Annotated in this window: 19 protein-coding genes; 7 read left to right on the top strand and 12 right to left on the bottom strand. The window is 64.5% G+C overall.

Translation table 11 applies throughout. The features are described from left to right. Positions 1 to 2: 2 nt before the first annotated feature. From VF34_RS01920 to VF34_RS01905, 4 genes are all read right to left on the bottom strand, one after another. Positions 3 to 203, bottom strand: a complete 201-nt coding sequence (locus tag VF34_RS01920) for a membrane protein (RefSeq protein ID WP_027498199.1) — start codon at positions 201 to 203, stop codon at positions 3 to 5. Between the two features lie 64 nt (positions 204 to 267). Next, a complete protein-coding gene (locus VF34_RS01915) occupies positions 268 to 1,671 on the bottom strand; it encodes an outer membrane protein assembly factor BamB family protein (protein ID WP_032375392.1) in 1,404 nt (467 codons plus the stop codon). Beyond that, positions 1,668 to 2,963 (bottom strand): hypothetical protein, encoded by a 1,296-nt coding sequence (locus tag VF34_RS01910; RefSeq protein ID WP_155289651.1) that lies wholly within the window; start codon positions 2,961 to 2,963, stop codon positions 1,668 to 1,670. Before VF34_RS01910 ends, VF34_RS01915 begins: the two co-directional genes overlap by 4 nt. 137 nt (positions 2,964 to 3,100) lie before the next feature. After that, positions 3,101 to 4,438, bottom strand: coding sequence for an NAD(P)/FAD-dependent oxidoreductase (locus VF34_RS01905; RefSeq protein WP_032375511.1), 1,338 nt, complete (start codon positions 4,436 to 4,438; stop codon positions 3,101 to 3,103). Between the two features lie 131 nt (positions 4,439 to 4,569). On the opposite strand from VF34_RS01905, the gene VF34_RS01900 reads away from it, so the two are divergent. After that, a complete protein-coding gene (locus tag VF34_RS01900; RefSeq protein ID WP_032375510.1) occupies positions 4,570 to 5,523 on the top strand; it encodes a LysR family transcriptional regulator in 954 nt (317 codons plus the stop codon). Here VF34_RS01900 and VF34_RS01895 read toward each other — a convergent pair. Beyond that, on the bottom strand, positions 5,499 to 6,497 hold the full coding sequence (locus tag VF34_RS01895; RefSeq protein ID WP_032375390.1) for an MsnO8 family LLM class oxidoreductase: 999 nt from the start codon (positions 6,495 to 6,497) through the stop codon (positions 5,499 to 5,501). The two genes, VF34_RS01900 and VF34_RS01895, sit on opposite strands and share 25 nt — an antisense overlap. A gap of 64 nt (positions 6,498 to 6,561) precedes the next feature. Here VF34_RS01895 and VF34_RS01890 point away from each other — a divergent pair, with 64 nt between their 5' ends. Continuing rightward, positions 6,562 to 6,936 (top strand): VOC family protein, encoded by a 375-nt coding sequence (locus VF34_RS01890; RefSeq protein ID WP_032375389.1) that lies wholly within the window; start codon positions 6,562 to 6,564, stop codon positions 6,934 to 6,936. On the opposite strand, the gene VF34_RS01885 is transcribed toward VF34_RS01890, so the two are convergent. After that, positions 6,933 to 7,883, bottom strand: a complete 951-nt coding sequence (locus tag VF34_RS01885; RefSeq protein WP_032375388.1) for an endonuclease/exonuclease/phosphatase family protein — start codon at positions 7,881 to 7,883, stop codon at positions 6,933 to 6,935. The two genes, VF34_RS01890 and VF34_RS01885, sit on opposite strands and share 4 nt — an antisense overlap. A gap of 136 nt (positions 7,884 to 8,019) precedes the next feature. On the opposite strand from VF34_RS01885, the gene VF34_RS01880 reads away from it, so the two are divergent. Both VF34_RS01880 and VF34_RS01875 read left to right on the top strand, forming a co-directional pair. Further along, a complete protein-coding gene (locus VF34_RS01880; protein ID WP_032375387.1) occupies positions 8,020 to 9,660 on the top strand; it encodes a GMC oxidoreductase in 1,641 nt (546 codons plus the stop codon). A 23-nt stretch (positions 9,661 to 9,683) separates the two neighbouring features. Continuing rightward, positions 9,684 to 10,250 carry a GNAT family N-acetyltransferase gene (locus VF34_RS01875; RefSeq protein ID WP_032375386.1) on the top strand — a complete coding sequence of 189 codons (567 nt, stop codon included), beginning with the start codon at positions 9,684 to 9,686 and terminating at the stop codon, positions 10,248 to 10,250. A 17-nt stretch (positions 10,251 to 10,267) separates the two neighbouring features. On the opposite strand, the gene VF34_RS01870 is transcribed toward VF34_RS01875, so the two are convergent. Beyond that, complete coding sequence (locus VF34_RS01870; RefSeq protein ID WP_032375385.1) at positions 10,268 to 11,923, bottom strand: alkaline phosphatase D family protein; 1,656 nt, start codon at positions 11,921 to 11,923, stop codon at positions 10,268 to 10,270. A 120-nt stretch (positions 11,924 to 12,043) separates the two neighbouring features. Here VF34_RS01870 and VF34_RS01865 point away from each other — a divergent pair, with 120 nt between their 5' ends. Next, a complete protein-coding gene (locus VF34_RS01865) occupies positions 12,044 to 12,466 on the top strand; it encodes a VOC family protein (RefSeq protein ID WP_032375384.1) in 423 nt (140 codons plus the stop codon). A gap of 31 nt (positions 12,467 to 12,497) precedes the next feature. Here the strand turns inward: VF34_RS01865 and VF34_RS01860 are convergent, their stop codons facing one another. Further along, positions 12,498 to 12,992, bottom strand: a complete 495-nt coding sequence (locus VF34_RS01860; RefSeq protein ID WP_032375383.1) for a MarR family winged helix-turn-helix transcriptional regulator — start codon at positions 12,990 to 12,992, stop codon at positions 12,498 to 12,500. A 76-nt stretch (positions 12,993 to 13,068) separates the two neighbouring features. Here VF34_RS01860 and VF34_RS01855 point away from each other — a divergent pair, with 76 nt between their 5' ends. Then, the gene (locus tag VF34_RS01855; RefSeq protein WP_032375382.1) at positions 13,069 to 13,431 is read left to right on the top strand and encodes a nuclear transport factor 2 family protein; all 363 of its coding nucleotides are present in this window, start codon (positions 13,069 to 13,071) and stop codon (positions 13,429 to 13,431) included. A 38-nt stretch (positions 13,432 to 13,469) separates the two neighbouring features. Here VF34_RS01855 and soxR read toward each other — a convergent pair whose 3' ends face one another. Continuing rightward, positions 13,470 to 13,907 (bottom strand): redox-sensitive transcriptional activator SoxR, encoded by a 438-nt coding sequence (gene soxR / locus VF34_RS01850; RefSeq protein WP_174557295.1) that lies wholly within the window; start codon positions 13,905 to 13,907, stop codon positions 13,470 to 13,472. A 67-nt stretch (positions 13,908 to 13,974) separates the two neighbouring features. Between soxR and VF34_RS01845 the strand changes: the two genes are divergently transcribed. Continuing rightward, a complete protein-coding gene (locus VF34_RS01845; RefSeq protein ID WP_032375381.1) occupies positions 13,975 to 15,360 on the top strand; it encodes an MFS transporter in 1,386 nt (461 codons plus the stop codon). Between the two features lie 17 nt (positions 15,361 to 15,377). Here VF34_RS01845 and VF34_RS01840 read toward each other — a convergent pair whose 3' ends face one another. The 3 genes from VF34_RS01840 to rpoB form a co-directional block, all read right to left on the bottom strand. Then, complete coding sequence (locus tag VF34_RS01840; RefSeq protein ID WP_045840689.1) at positions 15,378 to 15,767, bottom strand: VOC family protein; 390 nt, start codon at positions 15,765 to 15,767, stop codon at positions 15,378 to 15,380. A gap of 184 nt (positions 15,768 to 15,951) precedes the next feature. Next, complete coding sequence (locus VF34_RS01835) at positions 15,952 to 19,908, bottom strand: DNA-directed RNA polymerase subunit beta' (protein ID WP_027498213.1); 3,957 nt, start codon at positions 19,906 to 19,908, stop codon at positions 15,952 to 15,954. A gap of 95 nt (positions 19,909 to 20,003) precedes the next feature. Next, complete coding sequence (gene rpoB / locus VF34_RS01830) at positions 20,004 to 23,510, bottom strand: DNA-directed RNA polymerase subunit beta (RefSeq protein WP_045840688.1); 3,507 nt, start codon at positions 23,508 to 23,510, stop codon at positions 20,004 to 20,006. Positions 23,511 to 23,611: the final 101 nt, after the last annotated feature.

Raw genomic sequence — 23,611 nt, 5'->3', positions numbered from 1 at the left:
GACTAACGGTTCCGGAGATACAGGTAGCCGGCACCGCCTGCGGCGATCAGCAGAATCAGCGCGGCGGGAAATCCGAGAAGCCACCACACCACCGCGAGCACCACCAATGCAGGTGCGGCGGCAATCAATGCAATACCGGGATTCTCGCGAACCGTTTCCAGCGCGGACTGTGCATGGACTCTGTCGATCTTCTTGCCTGCCATCGTCGACTCCCGGGTTTCGTATGCCGTATATGCGTACTTCCACTGTAGGTGCACCCGCAGCGGGCTACCTACGGTCGAGGACAGCAAGCGTTGCTGTGGACGAATAGACCAGCCGATCGCCGGACTGCGTCACCCGCGATCCCAGGTGACGATTCGATGCGTAGGGGTCCGGTGTCGGCTCGATCTCTGTACGCCGACGGGTCGAACCATCGTTCAGAGCGATGGACTGTACGACACCGCCTACCGAGAAATAAGCGAGACCGTCGATGGATGCGGTGATCGGATAGTAGTCGCCGGGGTCGTCCTCCCACCGGACGGACCCGGTTCTCAGATCGAGGGCCGTCACATGGGCGGTTCCAGGTGCACGCACGATGACAACATCACCGACGACCGCTACTCCGTTGGTGGAGGCCAACAGTGGGCTCGACCAAGCGAACGCTCCAGTCGTTCGCTCGAATGCGGTGTCACCGACGATCATCGGTAACGAGAGGTCGGCTGGGGCGTCGATCTCAGGATAGGGATAGATCGGCGTCGGTGATCTGGCAACGATACGGCCGTTGGACGCCACTGCCGCAGTGCCGGTGAACGATTCGGACTGCGAGCACACCGCCTCGGTCATGATCACCAGTGCAGGTTGTATCCGGTACGGCTGTTGCACACACCTGTCGGGGTACCCCCGATACCAGGTGATGACCCCGGTGACGGAGTCGAATCCTATTGCCGTCGAACCGAACCGGCCCAGTCCGTAGGTCCCGTCGACAGTGATGGCCGTCCCCCGTGAAGCCGCGTAGATGGCGACGCCGGGCAACTCGCTGATCCAGTCGCGGTCGAGATCGTCCACCGAGCCCTTCCGCAGCTGCGGCGTGCCCTCGTAACCCTGCGGTGTCACGGTGGAATTGACTGTGTAGACCGACGCACCGTCGGTCCCGACCGCGAGCACATGCTGCGGCGTTCGGATGGAACGGCCTTCACCGGTCGTGGCGTCGATCAGAACGATTGTCGAATCCAGCTCGACCGAGTCGACGCCCGAGACGCAGATCAGATTTCCGAGCAAAAGTCGGTCGGCGCACGCGTCCACTCGAACGTCGTCACGTCGCCATACGGTGGATCCGTCCGACGCGTCGAGCCCCACGATAGCCGGAGCATCGAAATTGCCATTGGAGGGATCGGGCAGCCCAATTGCCGTGATGTACACGTCACCGGCATCGATGAAAGCTGCTGCACTGGAATAGCCTTGGTTCCCCGCACCAGGATCACGAAATTGGGCGAACTTTCGACCGTAGACCTCCTCGGCCGACCTCGACCACTTGACCTCCGGCGGAAGCGGAACCACCGAGGGCGTCGGGTCCGCAGATTCCGGAGCCGTCGCTACCGTCGGCGGAGCGTTCTCCTGCACGACGATCAGGGCAGCAACGATACTTACGACTGCGGCGGTGCCCGCCAGCCACACGGGCCACCGGACGCTCACAAGTCCAGCCCCGGTGCAGTCGCGATGGACTCCAGGTTGGCAACGGTGACGAGTTCGCCCGCCGACGTCGACGAGATACGAACGCGAGTGCCCGACGGCCGCGTGACAGTCACGGTCCTGCCACCGCGCTTCGTTCGCTCGGAGATGGATCCGTCCGGCAGGCGAACCGTATCGACCGACCGATCGACATCCGGGTCGTACTTGTCGGCGATCTTCGGAAGTGGCTGCCCACCTGTGATCGACACGTTCACAACACCTCTCGAGTCGGGGCTGACGATCGTGCCGGTCGTGCACAACGTATCGACCGAGAAGGCCACGCGCCGCATCGACGTCATCGGCTGGTCGAATGCAACGACGGCCCGCAGAGCGCGGATACGAGCATGGTCCAGGGCACGACCGAGGCGGTCTGCATCTGCCGCGGTCACCGGCGGCCCATCCTGCACCCCTGCCCGCGTGCCGCACGGGGGCGGTTCCGACCGGGTTCCGCGCGGTATCGGTGCGTCGATGCGAAGATCGCTCCTCGACGCCATCGACACCAGGTCGTCCATCGACAGCGCCTCATCCGCGGACACGAATTGAGTCGCCTGAATCTGCAGGTTCGTCCCGTCGGGCGCATACGCAGACACCGACCTGATGACCGAAGTCCTCCCGGAACCTTCGCTGATGGACTCCGACACGTCGATCACCGTGCCGTCTCCCAGCACCTGTCTGCTGTCCAGACTGCCACCGACGCAGGGCGGCACGCCGTATGTCTGCTTCGAGATGGTGACGGTGATGTCGACGCCCCGGCCGTGTCGAATGAGCAATCCTGCTGCCTTGCTGCCCGCAAACAACGATGGGTCATCCACCGAGCTGTCGGAGGACGGCCCTTGAACGGGACCGAAACGAAGCGCCGACTCCGTGCCGAACGCACTCGTTCCGGCCGATGGAAACTCGATATCCGTGCCCGCCGGTAGCGCCGCCGCTAGAGCGTCGGACAGGGCGGTTGCCTTCCGCCCGGAGAACCACGGGTAACAGGGATTGTCGTAGGACTCTTCCAAGGCCTGATAGAACGCAACGGCTCGCCCGTCCGGGGCCTCGACCACGTCGCATCCAGGGATCGTCGCCGACGAATCCCTCGGGGAAAAAGACTCTCCAAGAGCGTCGGTCGATCCTGGGGTCTCGGGGATGTCGATGTCCCCGGCAATCGGCGCACGGAGGCCCGCCACGATCACTCCCAGTGCGATGACTGCAACCGAGACGAAGACCCAGAACATCTTGGGTTGACGCCCTAGGGCCCGGAGGACGATCACGCCGGTGAGCCTAGCCGCCTGCCTGGTGTGGGGGCAGTGCTAAGGCTTTCTGTGGACCACCGCGTCGTACGTCCGAGTGCACGTGGTGATCTGGGCCTACCGCAACGGGCTGGTGAGCAGCTAGCCCTATCCGAACCCTAAGCCGCCGAACGTTCCTCGTCGTCAGATGTCTCGCTGTCCGATGTCTCGTCGGCAAGTTCGAGCATCGACCCGGATTTGTCGGTGTACTGGAAGTGCGGTCGCTTGTCGCCGATGTACGACGTCATCCACGAGACCACTGCAACGTAGCGGTTGCGGAAGCCCACCAGGTACATCAGGTGCACCGCGAGCCACATCAACCACGCGATCGGTCCGGACATGTCGACCTTGCCGAACAGTCGAGCCACCGCACTGAATCGGCCCACGATCGACATGCTGCCCTTGTCGACATACTTGAACGGCGTTCCCGCGTCGACCTTTCCGATGATCGTCTTGGCTACGTGGCGGCCCTGCTGCATCGCGACCGGCGACTGTCCCGGCAGCTTGTGCAGCGAGGTCACGTCGCCGATCGCGTAGATGTCCTTCGCGGTACCGACGGTGAGGTCGTCGTGCACGAGCAACCGACCGGCCCGATCGGTCTCGCACCCGGTGCGCTCGGCGATCGTCGCCGCCAGCTCACTGGCCTGAACGCCGGCCGACCAGATCACGGTCTTGGCCGGGTAGGTGCGCGAGGTCTTCGTGTCGACGTCCTGCACGGTCACAACGTCGTCGGCGATATCGGTCACCATGGCACCGGTGACGACGTCGACGCCCGACTTCTCCAGCTTGGTGCGGGCATAGGCACTGAGCTTGCCGCCGAAAGCGGGGAGTACTTCTTTCACACCGTCGACGAGGGTGACCGTGACGTCGTCGGGTCCGATATCGGGGAACGAGCCGGCGAAGTACCGGTGCGCGAGATCCCGGATCTGGCCGGCCAGTTCGACGCCGGTCGCGCCTGCACCGACGACCACGAAGCTGAGCAGTTCCTTGCGTACGTCGAAATCGGTGGTCTGGTGCGCCTTTTCGTAGCAGCTCAGAATCTGCTCACGCAGGGCGATCGCGTCGTCGACGGTCTTGAGCGCGAAGGTACGGTCCTTGAACTCGTCTCGGCCGAAGTACGCCTGAGTGGCTCCGGTGGCGACGATCAGGCGACCGAAACCGATGGTGTGGCGTTCGCCGCCACCGACGTAGGTGACCTGATGGCTCTCGGGATCGACGTCGACCACTCGGCCCAGACGCACATCGGCCGAGTCGTACTGCGCGAGAATGCGCCGGATCGGCGGGGCGATCTCGCCCGTCGAGATCATCCCGGTTGCTGCCTGGTAGAGGAGCGGCTGGAACAGGTGCTCGGTGGTGCTGGAGATCAGAGAGAACGTCACACCGGCCTTGCCCAGAGCCTTGGCCGCGGCCAACGCTCCGAATCCCGAACCCACGATGACGACGTCGTACGTTTTCACAGCACTTCCCTTTCCGAGCACACATTTCTTGTAGATCGAAGAACTACCTCCATGAAACTCCGCCGTTCCTGCGCTATCAACGCGAAAGTTGAAATAGCATCCATGAGCAGAACTCATGAATGGAGGTAGCCGTGGAGCTGCGGCAACTGAAGTACTTCCTCGCGGTCGGGGAAGAACTCAACTTCTCCCGTGCCGCCGAGCGGTGCTACGTCTCGCAGTCGGCGATCAGTCTGCAGATCTCCAAGCTCGAACGCGAGATCGGTGAGCCGCTGTTCGAGCGCACCTCACGCACAGTCCGATTGACAGTCGTCGGAGCACAATTGGTGTCCATCGCCCGCCACATGGTGGAGCTCGAACAGGCAGCGTTGGCGCTGACGACCAGGCGTCGAAACCAACTCCGCCTCACCGGAAACATGACGTTCGCCGCGAACGCCATCTCGGCAATCGTCGCGGTACGCGAACGCCATCCCGACGCCGAGATCGACTTCGTTCTCAAACGATTCGCAGAACAGATCGAAGCGGTGACGTCGGGTGACTGCCAGGTGGCACTGATCCGCGGCAGCGTCGAACGCTCCGGTCTGCACGTCACCGAACTGTGGACCGAGGACCTCGTCGTCGTCCTCGCAGAGGGCCATCCCCTGGCCGGGGAACCCAACCCGAGCCTGAGCCAGCTCGCCGAATACCCACTGCTGCTACCCAAACGAAGCGAGCAGATCCTGTTGCACCGCGTCATCGAACGCGAGATGAAACGCAGTGTGCTTCCACTGACCTTCGGTCCGCCGGTGGCGTCCGATCACACCGCGAGCGCCGAACTGCTCAACCACCCGCAATGTTGGTCGATCCTCTACGCCAGCACGGCCGAGAGCACACCCAAAACCGGCCTCGTCTTTCGCACCGAGGCCGACCGTCGGCTGCGACTACCCGTCTCGGCAGTGGTCGACGCGACCGTGCCGGCCACCGACATTCAACGCGATCTGGTTGCCGCGCTGGCAGATACGGCACCGGCCCAGCCCACAGCTCCGGTTCAGCCCACAGCTCCGGTTCAAGAAACAGCGCCGGTTCAAGAAACAGCTCCGGAGAGCTGAGCGAAAGCGGCGTCCGCCGCGAACAGTTCGGCCCGGTCGAACGTCGACGTGGAGGCCATGATCTCGTCCGCGCCGGTGCGCTCGATCAGCTCGTCGAGCCGGGGCCGGACCTGCTCGGCCGTGCCGAGGATGGTTGCATCCAACGAGGATTCGATCCGATCTCGGGTGCGCGGCGTCCACCGCGTTTCGTCGATCGACAAGGCGGGTTCGAGCGCCGGAAATTCGCCCTCACGCCGCGATCGCGCCATCGCCCATGCCTCCGGGAGTGCGAGACGGCGCGCGTCTGCCGCGTCCGCGGCGATCGTCACATCGAGCGAGACGATCACGTACGGATCCGACAGTTGCGAACTCGGCCGAAAGTGTTTGCGATACAGCGCCAGTGGGTCGTCCCCGCGCAATACCGGACCACCGACGACCACCGGTAGCCCGGCGCGGGCGGCGACCTCGAGACCGGCACCGGTCGCGAGCACGAACATCGGCGGCGGCGCGGTTGCCGGCCGCGCGGTCACAGGACCGGACCCGTCCAGATACGACCGCAGTTCGGCGATGTCGGCCTCGAACGTATCCGGGGCGTCACGGTCTCGACGCAGGGCAGCGCGCACCGGCTCGGTGAACCCGAGCGACCGCCCGACGCCCAGGTCTACCCGACCCGGAAACAGCGACTCCAGCATCAGAAACTGCTCGGCCACGATCAGCGGTTGATGGTTGGGCAGCATCACCCCGCCGGATCCGACGCGAATGTGCGAGGTCTGCGACGCCACCGCCGCTGCGAGAACAGCAGGCGCGCCCGAAGCGATGCCGGGTACCGCATGATGCTCGGCCACCCAGAACCGGTGCAGCCCGAGCTTTTCGGCGTGCATACCGCGTTCGACGGTGTGACGGAGCGCTGCGGCGTCGTCGACGCCTGCCCTCGTGCGGGATCGGTCGAGCAGTGAGAAGAACACATCTGCTGCAACCGGCGATGCGTCGGGCATATTTCTCGGAACGACCTGCTCATCGCGGACCGAATATGTCCGCAATGGGGCTCATCATTGCTTCATGACTCTCACCATGAAGATCGAACTCATCACCGTCCCTGTCACCGACGTCGACCGCGCCAAGGAGTTCTACACCTCGATCGGGTTCGATGCCGACCACGACGCACGCCCGTGGGAAGGCATTCGGTACGTCCAACTCACCCCTCCGGGGTCGGCGTGCTCCATCGCCATCGGCGAGGGCATCACCGACGCCGAACCCGGTGCCGGCGCAGGCATTCTGATGGTCGTCGACAGTGCCCAGGAGGCTTACGACCACCTCACCGCGGTGGGCCTGACCGTCGAGCAGCCGAAGGACGAGGGCTGGGGAACATTCGTGTACTTCGCGGACCCCGACGGCAACAAGTGGTCGCTGCAGCAGTTGCCGGCCCAGCCCTAGTTCGGAAAGCCCTGGTTCGGTAAGAAAGCCAATCGCGCCAGGATGCCGCGGTGGTCGGAGCCGGGGACGGTCACGGCCTCGACCGAACGAACTCCCATGTCTGCCACCAGAACATGGTCGATGGCAATGACCGGCGGGTGCCAGGTGTGCGCCGGATACGTCCTGAGCATGCCGGCTCCCGTGGCCACCGCGGCGTCGACGAATCGGCCGTCCTGCAGATCGCGGTAGCGCCGGTGGTCCTGCGTTGCATTGAAGTCCCCGGCCACCACGACAGGTCCGTCGTCGGCCGGGATCTTGGCCAACAGCTGCCGAAGCAGCCCGAGCTCACGTACCCATTCGGACGGCTCCCGCGGCCACGGCGGAACAGGATGCACCGCGAACACCAGCGGCCGACCCGGCATCTGCACCCGAGCCGACAGCAGTTCGGTCACGAAGCCGTCGTGCCGCTGCTCGTCGGCGAGAGGAAATCGGCTGTAGATGCCGGTTCCGTTGCCTCCGGGTCCGGCGCTGACGTGGGCGTGCGGTAACAGCTCGGACAGCCTGGGTCGAAGACTCGCATCTGCCTCGGGCGTCAGCTCGACGAGAGTGAGCACATCCGGCCGATGGTGTTCGATGAGCGCGATCAACGCATCCGGATCGGCCTGGCCCAGCCAGATGTTGGCGTGCAACACCGTCAGGTCCGACTCGCTCGGCCTCCGGGCGACGCGGCGGTAGCCGAGCCGGAACTGGGTCGCGACCGCCGCGGCAGAGACCGCCGATCCTGCCGTCAGCCCCCACCCACCGAAGGCCACACCAGCCAACACAGTTCCGGGGACGGCCGCGAGCATGAGGACATGTGCCAAAGCCGCAGCGACCGCCATCGGCTGCGCACGTCCGTCGACCAGGTGCGCGACGACCCCGATAACCGCCACGACGAGCAGTAATACAGCCACCGATGCCGACACCATGAGCGGAGTGTGGCAGGCAAACCTGAGGCCGAGCTGGGAGCCGTCCCGAAATACGACCGGACCGTTGGCTTTCTTGTCGCAAACACGACAGAATCGGGAGCGGTGTCCGCTAGGTGTCCGAGGGGGAAGTACTGCCGTGAATAGAAGGCAACTGTTGCGGTTGGCCGCTGCCGGAATGCTCGGTGCCGCTGCAGCCCCGGTCCTGAGTTCGACCGGACTGGCCGGATCCCCCGTCGCCGGCGCTCTGCCGATCGGAGCAGACCGCATCCGGTCGCTGGTACCCGAACTCTTCGCCGACCCTCCCCGGCCACCGGACCACTCGCCCGTCATCGTCATCGGTTCCGGCTTCGGAGCGAGCGCCGCCGCCCTACGCATGGCCCAGGCCGGCACCGCGGTGACCGTCCTCGAGCGCGGACTGCGCTGGCCGCGCGACCCCTGGCGCGAAATCTTCACGGCGGACATGACGGCCGACGGCCGCGGACTGTGGCAGCAGAACTCGTTCACCAACATCACCGGTCTCCCCGTCGGACCGGTCGACCTCTTCGGCGGCGTCCTCGACACCACCCGCTACGAGAACCTCTCGGTCTGGCGCGGCGCAGCCGTCGGCGGCGGCTCCGTGGTGTACACCGGCGTCACCATCGCACCGAACAAGAAATTCTTCGACCTCTCGTTCGGCGGACGCCTGAACTACGACGAGATGGCAGCCACCTGGTATCCCAAGGCCCTTTCCATGCTCCGGCCGTCGGCGATGCCCGAGGACGTCTACAACAGCCCCAACTTCGCTCACTCACGAACCTGGGACGATCACGCCCGCCGTGCAGGCTTCCGCCCCGAAGCAGTCGACGGCAACTGGAACTGGAACGTCGTGCGCGACGAGATCGCCGGCCGCTCCCGGCCGTCCGCGACCGTCGGGGAAAGCACTTTCGGTAACTCCAACGGTGCCAAGCACGACCTGACCCAGAACTACATCCCCCAAGCCGAAGCCACCGGTAACGCGACGGTGTGCCACAGCCACCGCGTCGCAGCGATCGGCAGCGAATCCGGCGGCCGCTACCGCGTCGACATCGAACGCCTCGACCCGTTCGGCAACATCGTCGAGACCCGGACACTCACGTGCGACACCCTCGTCCTCGGGGCCGGATCCATCGGTACCACCGAACTGTTGATGCGCGCACGCACCACCGGCGCATTGTCGAACCTCAACGAATTCGTCGGCACCGGCTGGGGCACCAACGGCGACGCCTCGATGACGAGGTCCCTCGGACCGATGTCTGCCGGCCCTCAGGCTGCGCCCTGCGCATCCCGCATCGTCGACGACTCCGGACTGCCCCTGACCGTCGAGAACTGGTACACCCCAGGCGTTCCCTTGAACATGGGCTTCCTCGGCTCACTCGGTATGACCATCGACCCGTTGCGCGGAAACTTCGGATTCGATTCCGCCGCAAACAGATTGACCCTCAACTGGCCCAAGGGTGGCAGCCGCGACACCGTCGAAGCCCTACGCGCCGTGCAGAATCGAATGGCGCAGGCCGGCGGCACCATCGTCGCCGCCGAACCGTTCACCCGCGATGTCGACGACACCTTCACTGCCCACCCCCTCGGCGGCGCAGTACTCGGCGACGCCACCGACGATTACGGTCGAGTCAAGGGCCACCCCGGGCTCTACGTCGTCGACGGTGCCCTGATCCCGGGCAGCACCGGTGCCGCCAACCCGTCACTGACCATCACCGCACTCGCCGAACGCAACGTCGCACAGATCATCGCCGACGGGCGCTGAGCCGTCTTTCCAGAGGTTTACCCATGTACCATCCCGCCACCCGACTCGCCGAAAACCACGATCTGACAACAGCGGCCGACACACTGCGCGACGCATTTGCCGACTACCCATGGACGCGATGGGTGATCCCGGCCGAGGACTACCTGGCCACGCTGCAGGAACTCCAGCAGCTGTACCTACAACATGCGCATCGACACGGAATCGTATTGCTCACCGCCGACTACGCCGGGGTCGCGGCTCTACTGCCCGCAGATGCCCCTCCGCCCGGTGACGAATCCATCGCGCGGATCATCGAGCTACACGGAGATCGGATCGACCGACTGTCCTCCAGCGACGCAGCACCGGGGTCATGGAAACTGGAAACGCTCGGCGTGCAACCGCATCGGCAAGGGCACGGGATCGGCGGACTACTGCTCGAGAAGGCCGTCGAGGAAGCACAGCAACGTGGTGCCTCCGGGTTGGCCTTGGACACATCGGATCTGCGCAACGTGCGCCTGTACGAGCGGGCCGGGTTCCGTGTTTCGAGCCACGCCACACCGAGTGAGGGGCCCGAGGTGTGGTCCATGATCCGAACATTCGGCACGGGATGAGCCTGCGGCACCAGGCGCTACCCCAGCTGAATCTCCGGCCGCCCCTCGGGAACGATGACCGTCATGGCCGTGCGAACCGGCTTACCCGGCGTCGACACGGCATCGAGAACCCTTACCTCCGAACGCCATTCGGTGGGTGTCAGGGTGCTGCGCAGGTAGCCCCGACGGGCATTTCCGTACTTGACGTGGGGTGAACCGTCGGCGATCGCAGCACCGGTCTTGTCGATGTCGGCACCGTCCTTGCCCGACGCGATGGACGTGGTGGCGATCTCGACTCCCTGTAACGGCGAGACCTGATCCTGGTAGTCGCGTCGCAACTCCGAGACAATCGTCCGGTGGATGTCGCCGACGATCGACGCCACGTTCTTCGTGCCACGATCCCTGGCTCCGTCGAGAATTCGATGCCGGGACGCTTCATAGCCGCTCCACGGATCCATGCCGACCTTGCGGTCGTTGCCCTGCCCCTGCGCGAGATCGGACATGACGGTCTGATGCGCCAGGAAGTTCCACCTCGACGGCGACGCGAATCCGTCGAGGATCCATTGTTCCTGTGCCGCACCGGTGATGGTGCGCGCCGGATCCGCCGTCTCGGCGTCCTGCGCGTGCTCACCGTCTCCATGAGCCTGATCGCTGCGGTACTGCCGGGTGTCGAGCACCGAGAAGTCCACCAGATCACCGAACGAGAACCGGCGATAGACCTTCATGTCCGGGCCGACGGGCCGCAGGTTCGCGCGCACCGGAGTATTCTCCCACCACGCCTTGAACGCATCGGCCCTGCGTAGCAGGAACTCTCGTGGATCGTCGTTCTGGCTTGGGTCGTTCCGCGGGCTCCACTCCTGGGCGTCCTGGCTGATCTGCGAGGCCCAGTTGTTGTCCACCTCGTGGTCGTCGAACGTCGAGACGAACGGTGCCGACGCATGTGCCGCCGCCAGATTCTCGTCTGCCTTGTACAGGGCGTACCTATCGCGATAATCGGCCAGCACCATGGTTTCTCGGGCCGCCGACTCGGTGCGCGGCTCGCCCGCCCGCGCACCCTCGTTCTTGATCGCGTACTCGTAGATGTAGTCGCCCAGAAAGAACACCACATCGAGATTCGAGGCCGCCAGGTCCTGGTACGCGCCGAAGAACCCGTCCTCCCACTTCTGACACGAAGCCCACGCGAAATCGAGCGTGCTCAGCGGCTGCCCAAGTGCGGGTGCAGTTTTGGTGCGACCGACGGGACTCGCATGTGGGCCGACCAGGAAACGGTAGAAATATTCGCGCGCCGGCTCGAGCCCGCGCACATCGACGTGAACGGACCAACCGTCGAATTCGGTTGCCAGCTCGATACCCTGCGCTGCGATACGACCGAACTTTTCATCGGCAGCGATCTGCCACTGGACCGGCACCACGCCGGGCGTCATGCCGCCCAGCGGGGCGAACGGATCGGTGGCGAGTCTGGTCCACAGCACCACCGAATCGGGCAACGGATCGCCGGAAGCAACACCGAGACGGAAGGGATAGTCAGGGGTGATCACGGACTGCGCACCTGCAGTCGCGGATGTCCCCGCAAGCTCGGGCGTGAAGGCCAGCGCCCCCACCAACGCACTCCACGTCAGAAACTGTCGACGTGTGGGTCCGGCCCGCAGAGAAATGTCGCGACCGATCCTGACGTCGTTACCTCGGTTCACCATTGCCCGAGACTCTCGTGCCCGGGCAAACTACATCCGTCATCGATTCGACGCAGAAATGAACACGGTAGATCCATTCGATTCAGGACCGTAACCGTCCGCGATCTCGGGAATCGTCAGGGCATGACGAACATCGACCGCACAGGATCCCAGATCGACCACCTCAATATCGGCGTCGCCGACCTCGCCGCCAGTGCCGAGTTCTACGGTGCCGCTCTGGCACCGCTCGGCATCACCGAGATCATGCGCGTGCCGCACACACCCGAAGCGAACCAACTCGCCATGGTCGCATTCGGCTGGGCGCAGGTGAAGCCCTTCTTCTGGATCGTCAACGCGCCGGGGTCGGCGATCGGCCCCCACACCCATCTCGCGTTCAGCGCACCGGACCGCACCACAGTCGACGCATTCCACGCGGCAGCACTGTCGGCGGGCGCGACCGAACTCCGGCCTCCAGGACTACAGCCGGAATACCACGCGACCTACTACGGATCCTTCGTGCGGGACCTCAACGGCATCGACCTCGAGGCCGTGTGTCACCACGGATGAACGCCCGGTCGTCATCCGAGGTGGAGGTGTCTCACTGCGGCCGCGGCAGTGTCCCGTTGGCTCGCAAGTGGTCTCGCAGACGAGTGAGAAGCGGTTCGAGAGTGGCGATGTCCTCGGGTGCGAGCCCGTCGAAGAACAATCGCCGAACTACGTCGACGTGACCCGCCGCCGATGCGTCCAGAGCGGCCCTGCCTGCCTCGGTGAGGACTGCATCCGTGGCCCGTCCGTCGGTAGTCGAGACAGCGCGATCGGTGAGCCCTCGCGTGGACATCCGCGCGAGGTGATGGGAGGCCCTGCTGCGCTCCCAGCCGATCTCGGCGGCCAGTTCGGTCACCCGGCGACGACCGTCGGGACTGTCCGCCAGTGCGACCAGCACCGAATAGTCGGCCAGGGACAGACCGTGCTCTTCGGTCAGCTGCCGGTTCATCTCGAACGTCATCTGCAGCGACAAACCCATGTAGGCGCGCCACGCCGATTCCTCGATGGGCGTCAACCACGGAGTGCTTTCGGGGTTACTAGGTGACATGTCACGTACTTTCTGCGATGCTGGGTCCGGGGGCACCGGCGCACCGAACCCCGACCACCAACCCTAGGGGCACACCATGGATCGCAGCACTCCCGCAGAGCTGGCACGCCGCAACGTCGTCGAGGTATTCAACACGAACGACGACGCGAAACGACGCGAACTCATCGAGTCCATGTATCACCCGGACGCGGTGTTCTACGACGCCGAGAACACCGCCACCGGGAGAGAGCCGGTCATCGAGGCTATTCGAGCGCTGGTCGGGCCCTCCGAGGGTCTGACATTCGCCGTCACTGCCGAGCCCACCGCCCTGGGTGACGTCGCCCGAATCTCCTGGGCACTGTCGCCGCCCGACGCCCCCGCCGTAGTCTCGGGCCAGGACTTCGTCGTCGTGAAGGACAACCTGATCACCGAGCTGTACACGTTCATCGACCAGCCATAGCCGGCCACCCACAAGACTCGACACCGCCGACGTACGCGTCAGATGAGCCGCGCCCCGGGGCCCGCCTTGCCCAGCTCGTCGCCTGGATTGAGCAGACTGCATTTGTTGAGGGAGAGACATCCGCAGCCGATGCAGCCGGTGAGTTGCTCCTGCATCCGCGCAATCGACTGCTTCCGATCCTCCAACCGCTGGTTCCATGCAACCGAAATCTTGGCCCAGTCGCGCTTGTTCGGGGTGCGCCCCGACGGTAGGGACGCAAAGACCTCGGCCACCTCGGCAAGCGGTATTCCGAACCGCACCGCCACCTGAATCAGCGAGATCCGCCGAATCGCGTGACGGGGAAACTTTCGGACGTTGCCCGCCGTCCGCTCGGCGGGCACGAGCCCGAGAGTCTCGTAGTACCGGACCGCAGACACTGCGGCACCGGTTCTGGCCGCGACCTCCCCGATAGACAACAGTTCGTCACTGATACGGATCATGCTGCCTCCCAGCCGACACGACGAGTTGATCTCAAGCGCACTTGAGATCCTAGCCTTAAACACCATGCACTCCCCCACCCAATCCACGACCGGAACCTGGCGACAGCTGCTCGGCGCTCGCTACCTCGGCACCGCTACCGTTCTCGCCGGCGGCGTCGCGCTGTACGCCACGAACGTCTACCTGACGACCAGCCTGCTCCCCACGGCCATCGACGAGATCGGCGGCCAGCGCTACTACGCCTGGACTGCAACGGTTTTCCTAGTTGCGTCCGTCATCTCGTCGATGCTGGTCAGCAAAGTTCTGGCCGCCCGCGGACCTCGCGGTGCCTACCTGATCGGCCTGACGGTCTTCGCTCTCGGCACCGTCGTGTGTGCCGTCAGCCCCACGATGGAACTCTTACTGGTGGGGCGCACAATTCAGGGCGCAGGAGGTGGCCTACTGGCCGGACTCGGCTACGCCGTCATCAATGCCGCACTGCCGCAACATCTCTGGACGCGAGGTGCGGCTCTGGTCTCGGCCATGTGGGGTGTGGGAACGTTCGCCGGACCGGCCGTCGGCGGCATCTTCGCGCAATTCGGAGCCTGGCGAATGGCCTTCGGTGTGCTCGTTCTCGCAGCTCTGGCCATGGCTGCCCTCGTCCCGCGAGCACTGCCCGCCCACACCGCTGAGGCCACCGAACCCAGCCCGGTACCGACACTGTCGCTGACCCTGCTCACCACGGCTGCCTTGCTGGTGAGCATCGCCGGCGTGGTCTCCAACCTCGCGATCACCGCGGCAATGGTCCTGGGAGGAGTACTGCTGCTGATCGCCTTCGTGGCCGCCGACCGTCGCGCAGCGCACGGCGTACTCCCCCCGTCGACCTTCGGCGCGTCCGCGCTGAAATGGATATACCTGACCATCGTCGTCCTCGCCGTCGCGTCCACGGTGGAGACCTTCATCCCACTGTTCGGCCAACGTCTCGCCGGATTGGCACCGCTGGCCGCCGGATTCCTCGGAGCCGCACTGGCGCTCGGGTGGACCCTCGGCGAGATACCGAGCGCATCGGCCACCGCTCCACGCGTCGTGCGACGCATCGTCATCGCAGGCCCGATCCTCGTCGCCGCCGGATTGTGCATCGTGGCAACGTGTCTCGCCGACCAAGCAGGTCCCGGTTCCATCACCACGTGGGTAGTGGGTCTGCTCGTCGCGGGCGTCGGAATCGGAATCGCGTGGCCACACTTGGCCGTCGGTGCCATGACCTCCGTTGCCGAACCCGGCGAAGGCGCACGAGCCTCAGCCGCCATCAACACTGTTCAGCTGATCGCCAACGCCTTCGGAGCAGCTCTGGCGGGTGTCCTGGTGAACCTCGGGGAACCGTCGACGCTGCGATCGGCGCAGTTGCTGCTGTTCACCTTTGCGGCGCCGGCATTCGTCAGTGTTGCAGCGGCGGCGCGATCGCAGCGCGCGTAGGTCGTCGGCTGCCCGGATCAGGTCTGGACGACCCAGATCGAATTGCCGTCGGGATCTCGCAAGGCGAACATCGGCGGCACGCCGTCCACCTCTTCCATGAAGTCGTCGAGATCGACGCCGCCGAGAGCGCTGAGCCGCTTGTGCTCGGCCGCGACGTCAGCTGTCTCGACACCGATGGACCCGCCACCGGGCGTACCTCCCATCGGCGGGTTGAGGGCGAGCCGCGCCGTCGAACCCGGCGGGGCCACTTCCAACCACCGGTATTCACTCTCGGGACCGAAGCGCAGATCACCGCGAATCTCGAACCCGAGAACGCGGGAGTAGAAATCGAGGGCTGCGTCCTGATCGGCGACGGTGAACATGGCCACGCCGATGTTCACGATGGTGCTGGGTGTTTGCTCGGTCATACCGGTACCGACCCGAGTGCCGCGGAAAACTCACCGCTGCCCGGATACAACCTCACTACCGGATACAACAAAGCCCCGCACCGACCGAAGTCGATGCGGGGCTTTGTCTGCGGGCTCTGTCGTCGTGAGCGGAAATTCGTGCGTAGCGGGCTACGAATTTCTATGCACGTGCGACGAAGTCGCTCTAGCGGTATTCGTTGGAGAAACCGTAGTCGTCGAGCGGCACTGCAGCGCCGGTTCCCTGGCCGAAGCCGTCCGGGCTGTAGTACTGATCGTCGTACGACGGCACCGCGTATGCCGCGGCACGCGCCTCTTCGGTCGGCTGCACCGTGATGTTCCGGTACCGGTTGATGCCGGTACCAGCCGGGATGAGCTTACCGATGATGACGTTCTCCTTGAGACCTATGAGCTTGTCGCTACGGCAGTTGATCGCCGCATCGGTGAGCACACGAGTGGTCTCCTGGAAGGACGCTGCCGACAGCCACGAGTCGGTGGCCAGCGACGCCTTGGTGATACCCATCAGGACCGGACGTCCGGCTGCGGGCTCGCCGCCCTCGGAGACGACGCGACGGTTGCTCGACTCGAATTCGCTGCGCTCGGTGAGTGAACCGGGCAGGAATTCGGTGGAGCCGCTGTCGATGATCGTCACGCGACGGAGCATCTGGCGCACGATCGTCTCGATGTGCTTGTCGTGAATCGACACACCCTGCGACCGGTACACCTCCTGGACCTCGTTGACCAAGTGGATCTGAACCTGGCGAGGACCCATCACACGCAGAACCTCGTGCGGATCGGCAGCACCTTCCATGAGCTGCTGGCCGACCTCGACGTGGTCACCGTCCGCCAAGAGGCGCTCGGTGCCGTCGTCGTGCTTGAAGACGCGCAGACGCTGACGCTTGGAGAGCTTGTCGTAGACAACCTCTTCGCCGCCGTCGTCCGGGACGATGGTGATCTTGTAGAAACGATCGCCGTCCTCGAGCTGGATGCGTCCCGACACGTCCGCGATCGGAGCCTTGCCCTTCGGAACACGTGCCTCGAACAGCTCCTGCACGCGAGGCAGACCACCGGTGATGTCATCTCCGGCGACACCACCCTGGTGGAAGGTACGCATGGTCAGCTGGGTTCCGGGCTCACCGATGGACTGTGCGGCAACGATACCGACGGCCTCACCGATGTCGACCAGCTTGCCGGTGGCCATCGAACGGCCATAGCAGGTGGCGCAGACGCCGGTGCCGGTGGTGCAGGTGAGCACCGAGCGAACCTTGACCGACGTGATGCCCGCAGCGAGCAGCGCGTCGATGGCCGGGTCACCGAGATCGTGTCCACGAGCGACGATGACCGTCCCGTTCTCGTCTACAGCATCGTTCGCCAACGTGCGGGCGTACGTGCTGGTCTCGACGTGAGCGTCGCGGATCATCTTGCCGTCGGCGGTCTTCTCGGCGATCGTCGTGACGATGCCGCGCTCGGTGCCACAGTCGGTTTCCCGAACGATGACGTCCTGCGAGACGTCGACCAGACGACGCGTCAGGTAGCCCGAGTCGGCGGTACGAAGCGCCGTGTCGGCCAGACCCTTACGAGCACCGTGCGTGTTGATGAAGTACTCGAGGACCGTCAGGCCTTCCTTGAAGGAAGACTTGATCGGACGCGGGATGAACTCACCCTTCGGGTTCGTCACCAAGCCCTTCATGCCGGCGAGCGAGCGAACCTGAGTCATGTTTCCGGCTGCGCCGGACTTCACGATCATCGGGATCGGGTTGTCGTCGGGGAAGTGGGCCTCCATGGCCTTACCGACCTGCTCGGTCGCGTCCTGCCAGATCTTGACCAGTGCGGAGTTGCGCTCGACCTTGTCGAGTGCGCCACGCTGGTACTTCTTCTCGATCTGATCGGCCTGAGCCTCGAAGGTCTCCATGATCTGCGGCTTCTCCGGCGGCACGAGGACGTCGGAGATCGAGATGGTCACACCCGAACGCGTGGCCCAGTAGAAGCCTGCGTCCTTGAGCTTGTCGACGGTCTGTGCGACGACGATCATCGGGTAACGCTCGGCGAGATCGTTGATGATGGTCGACTGACGCTTCTTCGGCATCTGCTCGTTGACGAACGGGTAGTCCGCCGGAAGCAGCTCGTTGAAGAGCACGCGTCCCAGAGTCGTCTCCGCGGTCCATGCATCGCCGCGGTTCCAGCCCTCGGGGAACAGCTCGTTCTCGATGTCACGCGGCGGGCGCTGCGTGGTGAGACGAACCCGAATCTGCGACTGCACGGTCAGCGATCCACGATCGACGGCCATCTGAGCCTCGGCCGGGGAGGAGTACGCCCCGAACTCGGCCTGATCGGTCGACGCGTCGACGCGCTCGCCGACAGCACCGGCATCGAGACGTGTCAGGTGGTACAGACCCGTCACCATGTCCAGACGCGGCATGGCGAGAGGACGGCCGGATGCCGGCGAGAGGATGTTGTTCGACGACAGCATCAGCACGCGTGCCTCGGCCTGAGCCTCGGCGGACAGCGGGAGGTGGACAGCCATCTGGTCACCGTCGAAGTCGGCGTTGAACGCCTCACACACGAGCGGGTGCAGCTGGATGGCCTTGCCCTCGACGAGCTGCGGCTCGAACGCCTGGATGCCCAACCGGTGCAGGGTGGGTGCACGGTTCAGCAGCACGGGGTGCTCGGCGATGACCTCTTCGAGAACGTCCCACACCTGCGGACGCTGACGCTCGACCATGCGCTTGGCCGACTTGATGTTCTGCGCGTGGTTCAGATCCACCAGACGCTTCATCACGAACGGCTTGAACAGCTCGAGAGCCATCAGCTTGGGCAGACCGCACTGGTGCAGCTTGAGCTGCGGGCCGACGACGATGACCGAACGGCCCGAGTAGTCGACGCGCTTGCCGAGGAGGTTCTGACGGAATCGTCCCTGCTTGCCCTTGAGCAAGTCGGAGAGCGACTTCAGCGGGCGGTTACCCGGTCCGGTGACCGGACGTCCACGACGGCCGTTGTCGAACAGGGCGTCGACCGACTCCTGCAGCATCCGCTTCTCGTTGTTGACGATGATCTCGGGAGCACCGAGATCGATCAGACGCTTGAGGCGGTTGTTGCGGTTGATGACGCGGCGGTACAGGTCGTTGAGGTCGGACGTCGCGAAACGGCCACCGTCGAGCTGCACCATCGGACGAAGCTCCGGTGGGATGACCGGGACAGCGTCGAGAACCATGCCCATCGGCGAGTTACGGCCGGCCTGGAACGCAGCGACGACCTTCAGACGCTTGAGCGCGCGCAGTTTCTTCTGACCCTTGCCACTACGGATGGTCTCGCGAAGAGATTCCGCCTCGGCGTCGATGTCGAAGGTCTGCATGAGCTTCTGGATGGACTCGGCACCCATGGCACCGGTGAAGTACTCGCCGTACCGGTCGATGAGCTCGCGGTAGATGAGCTCGTCGACGATGAGCTGCTTGGGAGCGAGCTTGGTGAACGTGGTCCAGATCTCTTCGAGACGATCGAGCTCACGCTGCGCGCGGTCACGGAGCTGACGCATCTCGCGCTCGCCGCCGTCCTTGACCTTGCGACGCACGTCGGACTTGGCACCCTCGGCTTCGAGCTCTGCGATGTCGGCTTCGAGCTTCTGCGCACGAGCCTCGAGATCGGCGTCGCGCTGATCTGCGACGGCCTTCTTCTCGACCTCCATCTCGGCCTCGAGCGTCGAGAGCTCGTTGTGACGGAGCTCGTCGTCGACCGTGGTGATGACGTAGGCAGCGAAGTAGATGATCTTCTCGAGATCCTTCGGAGCCAGGTCGAGCAGGTAGCCCAGACGCGACGGCACACCCTTGAAGTACCAGATGTGCGTGACCGGAGCGGCCAGTTCGATGTGGCCCATGCGCTCACGACGAACCTTGGCGCGAGTGACCTCGACGCCACAGCGCTCACAGATGATGCCCTTGAAGCGGACGCGCTTGTACTTGCCGCAGTAGCACTCCCAGTCCCGAGTGGGGCCGAAGATCTTCTCGCAGAAGAGGCCGTCCTTCTCGGGCTTGAGCGTGCGGTAGTTGATGGTCTCCGGCTTCTTGACCTCGCCGTAGGACCACTGACGGATGTCGTCCGCAGTGGCAAGGCCAATGCGAAGTTCATCGAAGAAGTTGACGTCGAGCACGTAACTTCCTTTCCCCGTTATGGGTGTTGTGCTGGAAGAGCAAATGAGAGAAACGCCTCCGGGCCTGCAGTGACGCAGGCCCGGAGACCACGGAACTACTGAGCGAGGTCGTCGACCGTGGCAGCTTCGTTGCGGGAGAGGTTGATTCCCAGGTTGGCTGCGGCACGCTCGAGGTCTTCGTCGTCACCGTCGGCCATCGTGATGGCAGCGCCGTCCGAGGACAGCACCTCCACGTTGAGGCACAGCGACTGGAGCTCTTTGAGGAGCACCTTGAAGGACTCGGGGATACCGGGCTCGGGAATGTTCTCGCCCTTGACGATCGCCTCGTACACCTTCACGCGGCCGACAACGTCGTCCGACTTGATGGTGAGAAGCTCCTGCAGCGTGTACGCGGCACCGTAGGCCTGCATGGCCCAGCACTCCATCTCACCGAAGCGCTGTCCACCGAACTGGGCCTTACCACCGAGGGGCTGCTGCGTGATCATCGAGTACGGCCCGGTCGAACGAGCGTGGATCTTGTCGTCGACCAAGTGGTGCAGCTTGATGATGTACATGTAGCCCACCGACACCGGGTACGGGAACGGCTCGCCGGAGCGGCCGTCGAACAACGTGGCCTTTCCGTCGGATCCGACCATCTGCTCGCCGTCGCGGTTGGGAATTGTGCTCTCCAGCAGGCCGGCGAGCTGATTCTCCTTGGCACCGTCGAACACCGGGGTGGCGATGTTGCTGTCGGCCGGAGCCGCCAGCATCTCCTCGGGCAGACGCTCGGCCCAATCGGGCTTGCTGCCGTCCGCGGCGATCTGCACGTTCCAACCGGTCTTGCCGATCCAACCCAGGTGGGTTTCGAGGACCTGACCGATGTTCATACGACGCGGAACACCGTGGGTGTTGAGGATGATGTCGATCGGGGTGCCGTCGGGCAGGAACGGCATGTCCTCCTGCGGGAGGATCTTGCCGATGACGCCCTTGTTGCCGTGACGGCCGGCGAGCTTGTCGCCGTCCTGGATCTTGCGCTTCTGAGCCACGTAGACGCGGACCAGCTCGTTGACGCCGGGAGGCAGATCGTCGTCGTCGTCGCGCGAGAAGACGCGGATGCCGATGACCTTTCCGTTCTCGCCGTGCGGAACCTTGAGCGAGGTGTCGCGAACTTCGCGAGCCTTCTCACCGAAGATGGCGCGCAGCAGGCGCTCCTCGGGGGTCAGCTCGGTCTCGCCCTTCGGCGTGACCTTTCCGACCAGCACGTCGCCGTCACGAACCTCGGCACCGATACGGATGATGCCGCGCTCGTCGAGGTCTGCGAGGACCTCGTCGGAGACGTTCGGGATGTCGCGAGTGATCTCTTCGGCACCGAGCTTGGTGTCGCGAGCGTCGATCTCGTGCTCCTCGATGTGAATCGAGGTGAGAACGTCCTCTTCCACGAGGCGCTGCGACAGGATGATCGCGTCCTCGTAGTTGTGGCCCTCCCACGGCATGATCGCCAGCAGCAGGTTCTTGCCGAGTGCCATCTCACCGTTCTCGGTGCAGGGGCCGTCGGCGAGGACCTGGCCGGACTCGACGCGCTGTCCCTCGTCCACGATCGGACGCTGGTTGGCGCACGTGCCCTGGTTGGAACGCGCGAACTTACGCATCCGGTAGGTCTTGCGTGATCCGTCGTCGGCCATGACCGTGACGTAGTCGGCGGAGACCTCTTCGACGACACCGGTCTTCTCGGTGATGACGACGTCACCGGCGTCGACAGCGGCACGCAACTCCATACCGGTACCGACGATCGGAGCCTCGCTGCGAACCAGCGGGACAGCCTGACGCTGCATGTTCGCACCCATCAGGGCACGGTTTGCATCGTCGTGCTCGAGGAACGGAATCATCGCGGTGGCGACGGACACCATCTGGCGAGGCGAGACGTCCATGTAGTCGATGTCGTCGGACGAGACGAACTCGACCTCTCCACCCTTACGACGGACGAGAATCTTGTCCTCGATGAAGTGACCCGAATCGTCGACCGGAGAGTTCGCCTGCGCGAGCGTGTGGCGATCTTCCTCGTCGGCGGTTAGGTAATCGACATCGTCGGTCACCTTGCCGTCGACGACCTTGCGGTACGGGGTCTCGATGAAGCCGAACGGGTTGACGCGTGCGTACACCGACAGCGATCCGATCAGGCCGATGTTCGGGCCTTCCGGGGTCTCGATGGGGCACATGCGGCCGTAGTGCGAGGGGTGCACGTCGCGGACCTCGAGGCCGGCGCGCTCACGAGAGAGACCGCCGGGTCCCAGTGCCGACAGGCGACGCTTGTGCGTCAGACCCGACAGCGGGTTGTTCTGGTCCATGAACTGCGAGAGCTGGGAGGTTCCGAAGAACTCCTTGATCGCAGCGACGACGGGACGAATGTTGATCAGGGTCTGCGGCGTGATCGCCTCGACGTCCTGAGTCGTCATACGTTCGCGCACGACGCGCTCCATGCGGGACAGGCCCACGCGGATCTGGTTCTGGATGAGCTCACCGACGGTACGCAGACGACGGTTGCCGAAGTGGTCGATGTCGTCGACCTCGACGGGAACCTCGACGCCCTCGGGTGCGGTCATCGAGGTCTCACCTGCGTGCAGACGCACCAGGTACTCGATGGTCGCAACGATGTCTTCCTCGGTGAGGGTCGACGCCACGATGGGCTGGCCCGAGTTGAGGCCGAGCTTCTTGTTGATCTTGTAGCGACCCACGCGAGCGAGGTCGTAGCGCTTGTCCTTGAAGAACAGGTTCTCCAGCAGGGTCTGCGCCGACTCCTTGGTCGGCGGCTCGCCCGGACGCAGCTTGCGGTAGATGTCGAGGAGAGCCTCGTCGGTACCGGCGGTGTTGTCCTTCTCCAGCGTGGCCATGAGGATCTCGGAGAAGCCGAAGCGCTCCGTGATCTGCTCGGTGGACCAGCCGAGAGCCTTCAGCAGCACCGTGACGGGTTGGCGACGCTTGCGGTCGATACGCACACCGACGGTGTCGCGCTTGTCGACGTCGAACTCGAGCCAAGCACCGCGGCCGGGGATGACCTTGACGCTGTGCAGGTCCTTCTCGGTGGTCTTGTCGATCGAGTGATCGAAGTAGACGCCCGGAGAACGCACCAGCTGCGAGACGACGACACGCTCGGTGCCGTTGATGATGAAGGTGCCCTTGTCGGTCATCATCGGGAAATCACCCATGAAGACCGTCTGGCTCTTGATCTCGCCGGTGTTGTTGTTGATGAACTCGGCGGTGACGAACAGCGGAGCTGCGTACGTCATGTCCTTGTCCTTGCACTCATCGGTCGAGGCCTTGACCTCGTCGAATCGTGGGTCGGAGAAGGAAAGCGACATCGAGCCCGAGAAGTCCTCGATCGGAGAGAGCTCGGTCAGGATGTCCTCGAGTCCGCCGGAGACACCACTGTCTCCGCGGGCGGCGGCACGGTCGCGCCAACACTGCGCACCTACCAGCCATTCGAACGAATCCGTCTGTACATCGAGGAGACCGGGTACCTCCAACGGCTCGCGAATGTTCGCGAACGAAACCCTCCTCGGGGCTCCCGGTGTTCCGACAACTGCCTTGGTCTGGCTAGAGACTGCCAAGATGCGTCCTTCCAGCACCTCACGCGGGTCGCGCCGTTCCGTCGACTGACAGGACCTGTCAGCTGACACGACATGGCGACCGCCGCTGTATCTGTTTGCTATATGTGGGGCGAATTTCG

Origin of the sequence: Rhodococcus sp. PML026 (assembly GCF_000963615.1) — a bacterium.
GTDB lineage: Bacteria > Actinomycetota > Actinomycetes > Mycobacteriales > Mycobacteriaceae > Rhodococcoides > Rhodococcoides fascians.
The sequence above is the reverse complement of the archived record's forward strand: the minus strand, read 5'-3'. Positions and strand labels throughout refer to the sequence as shown.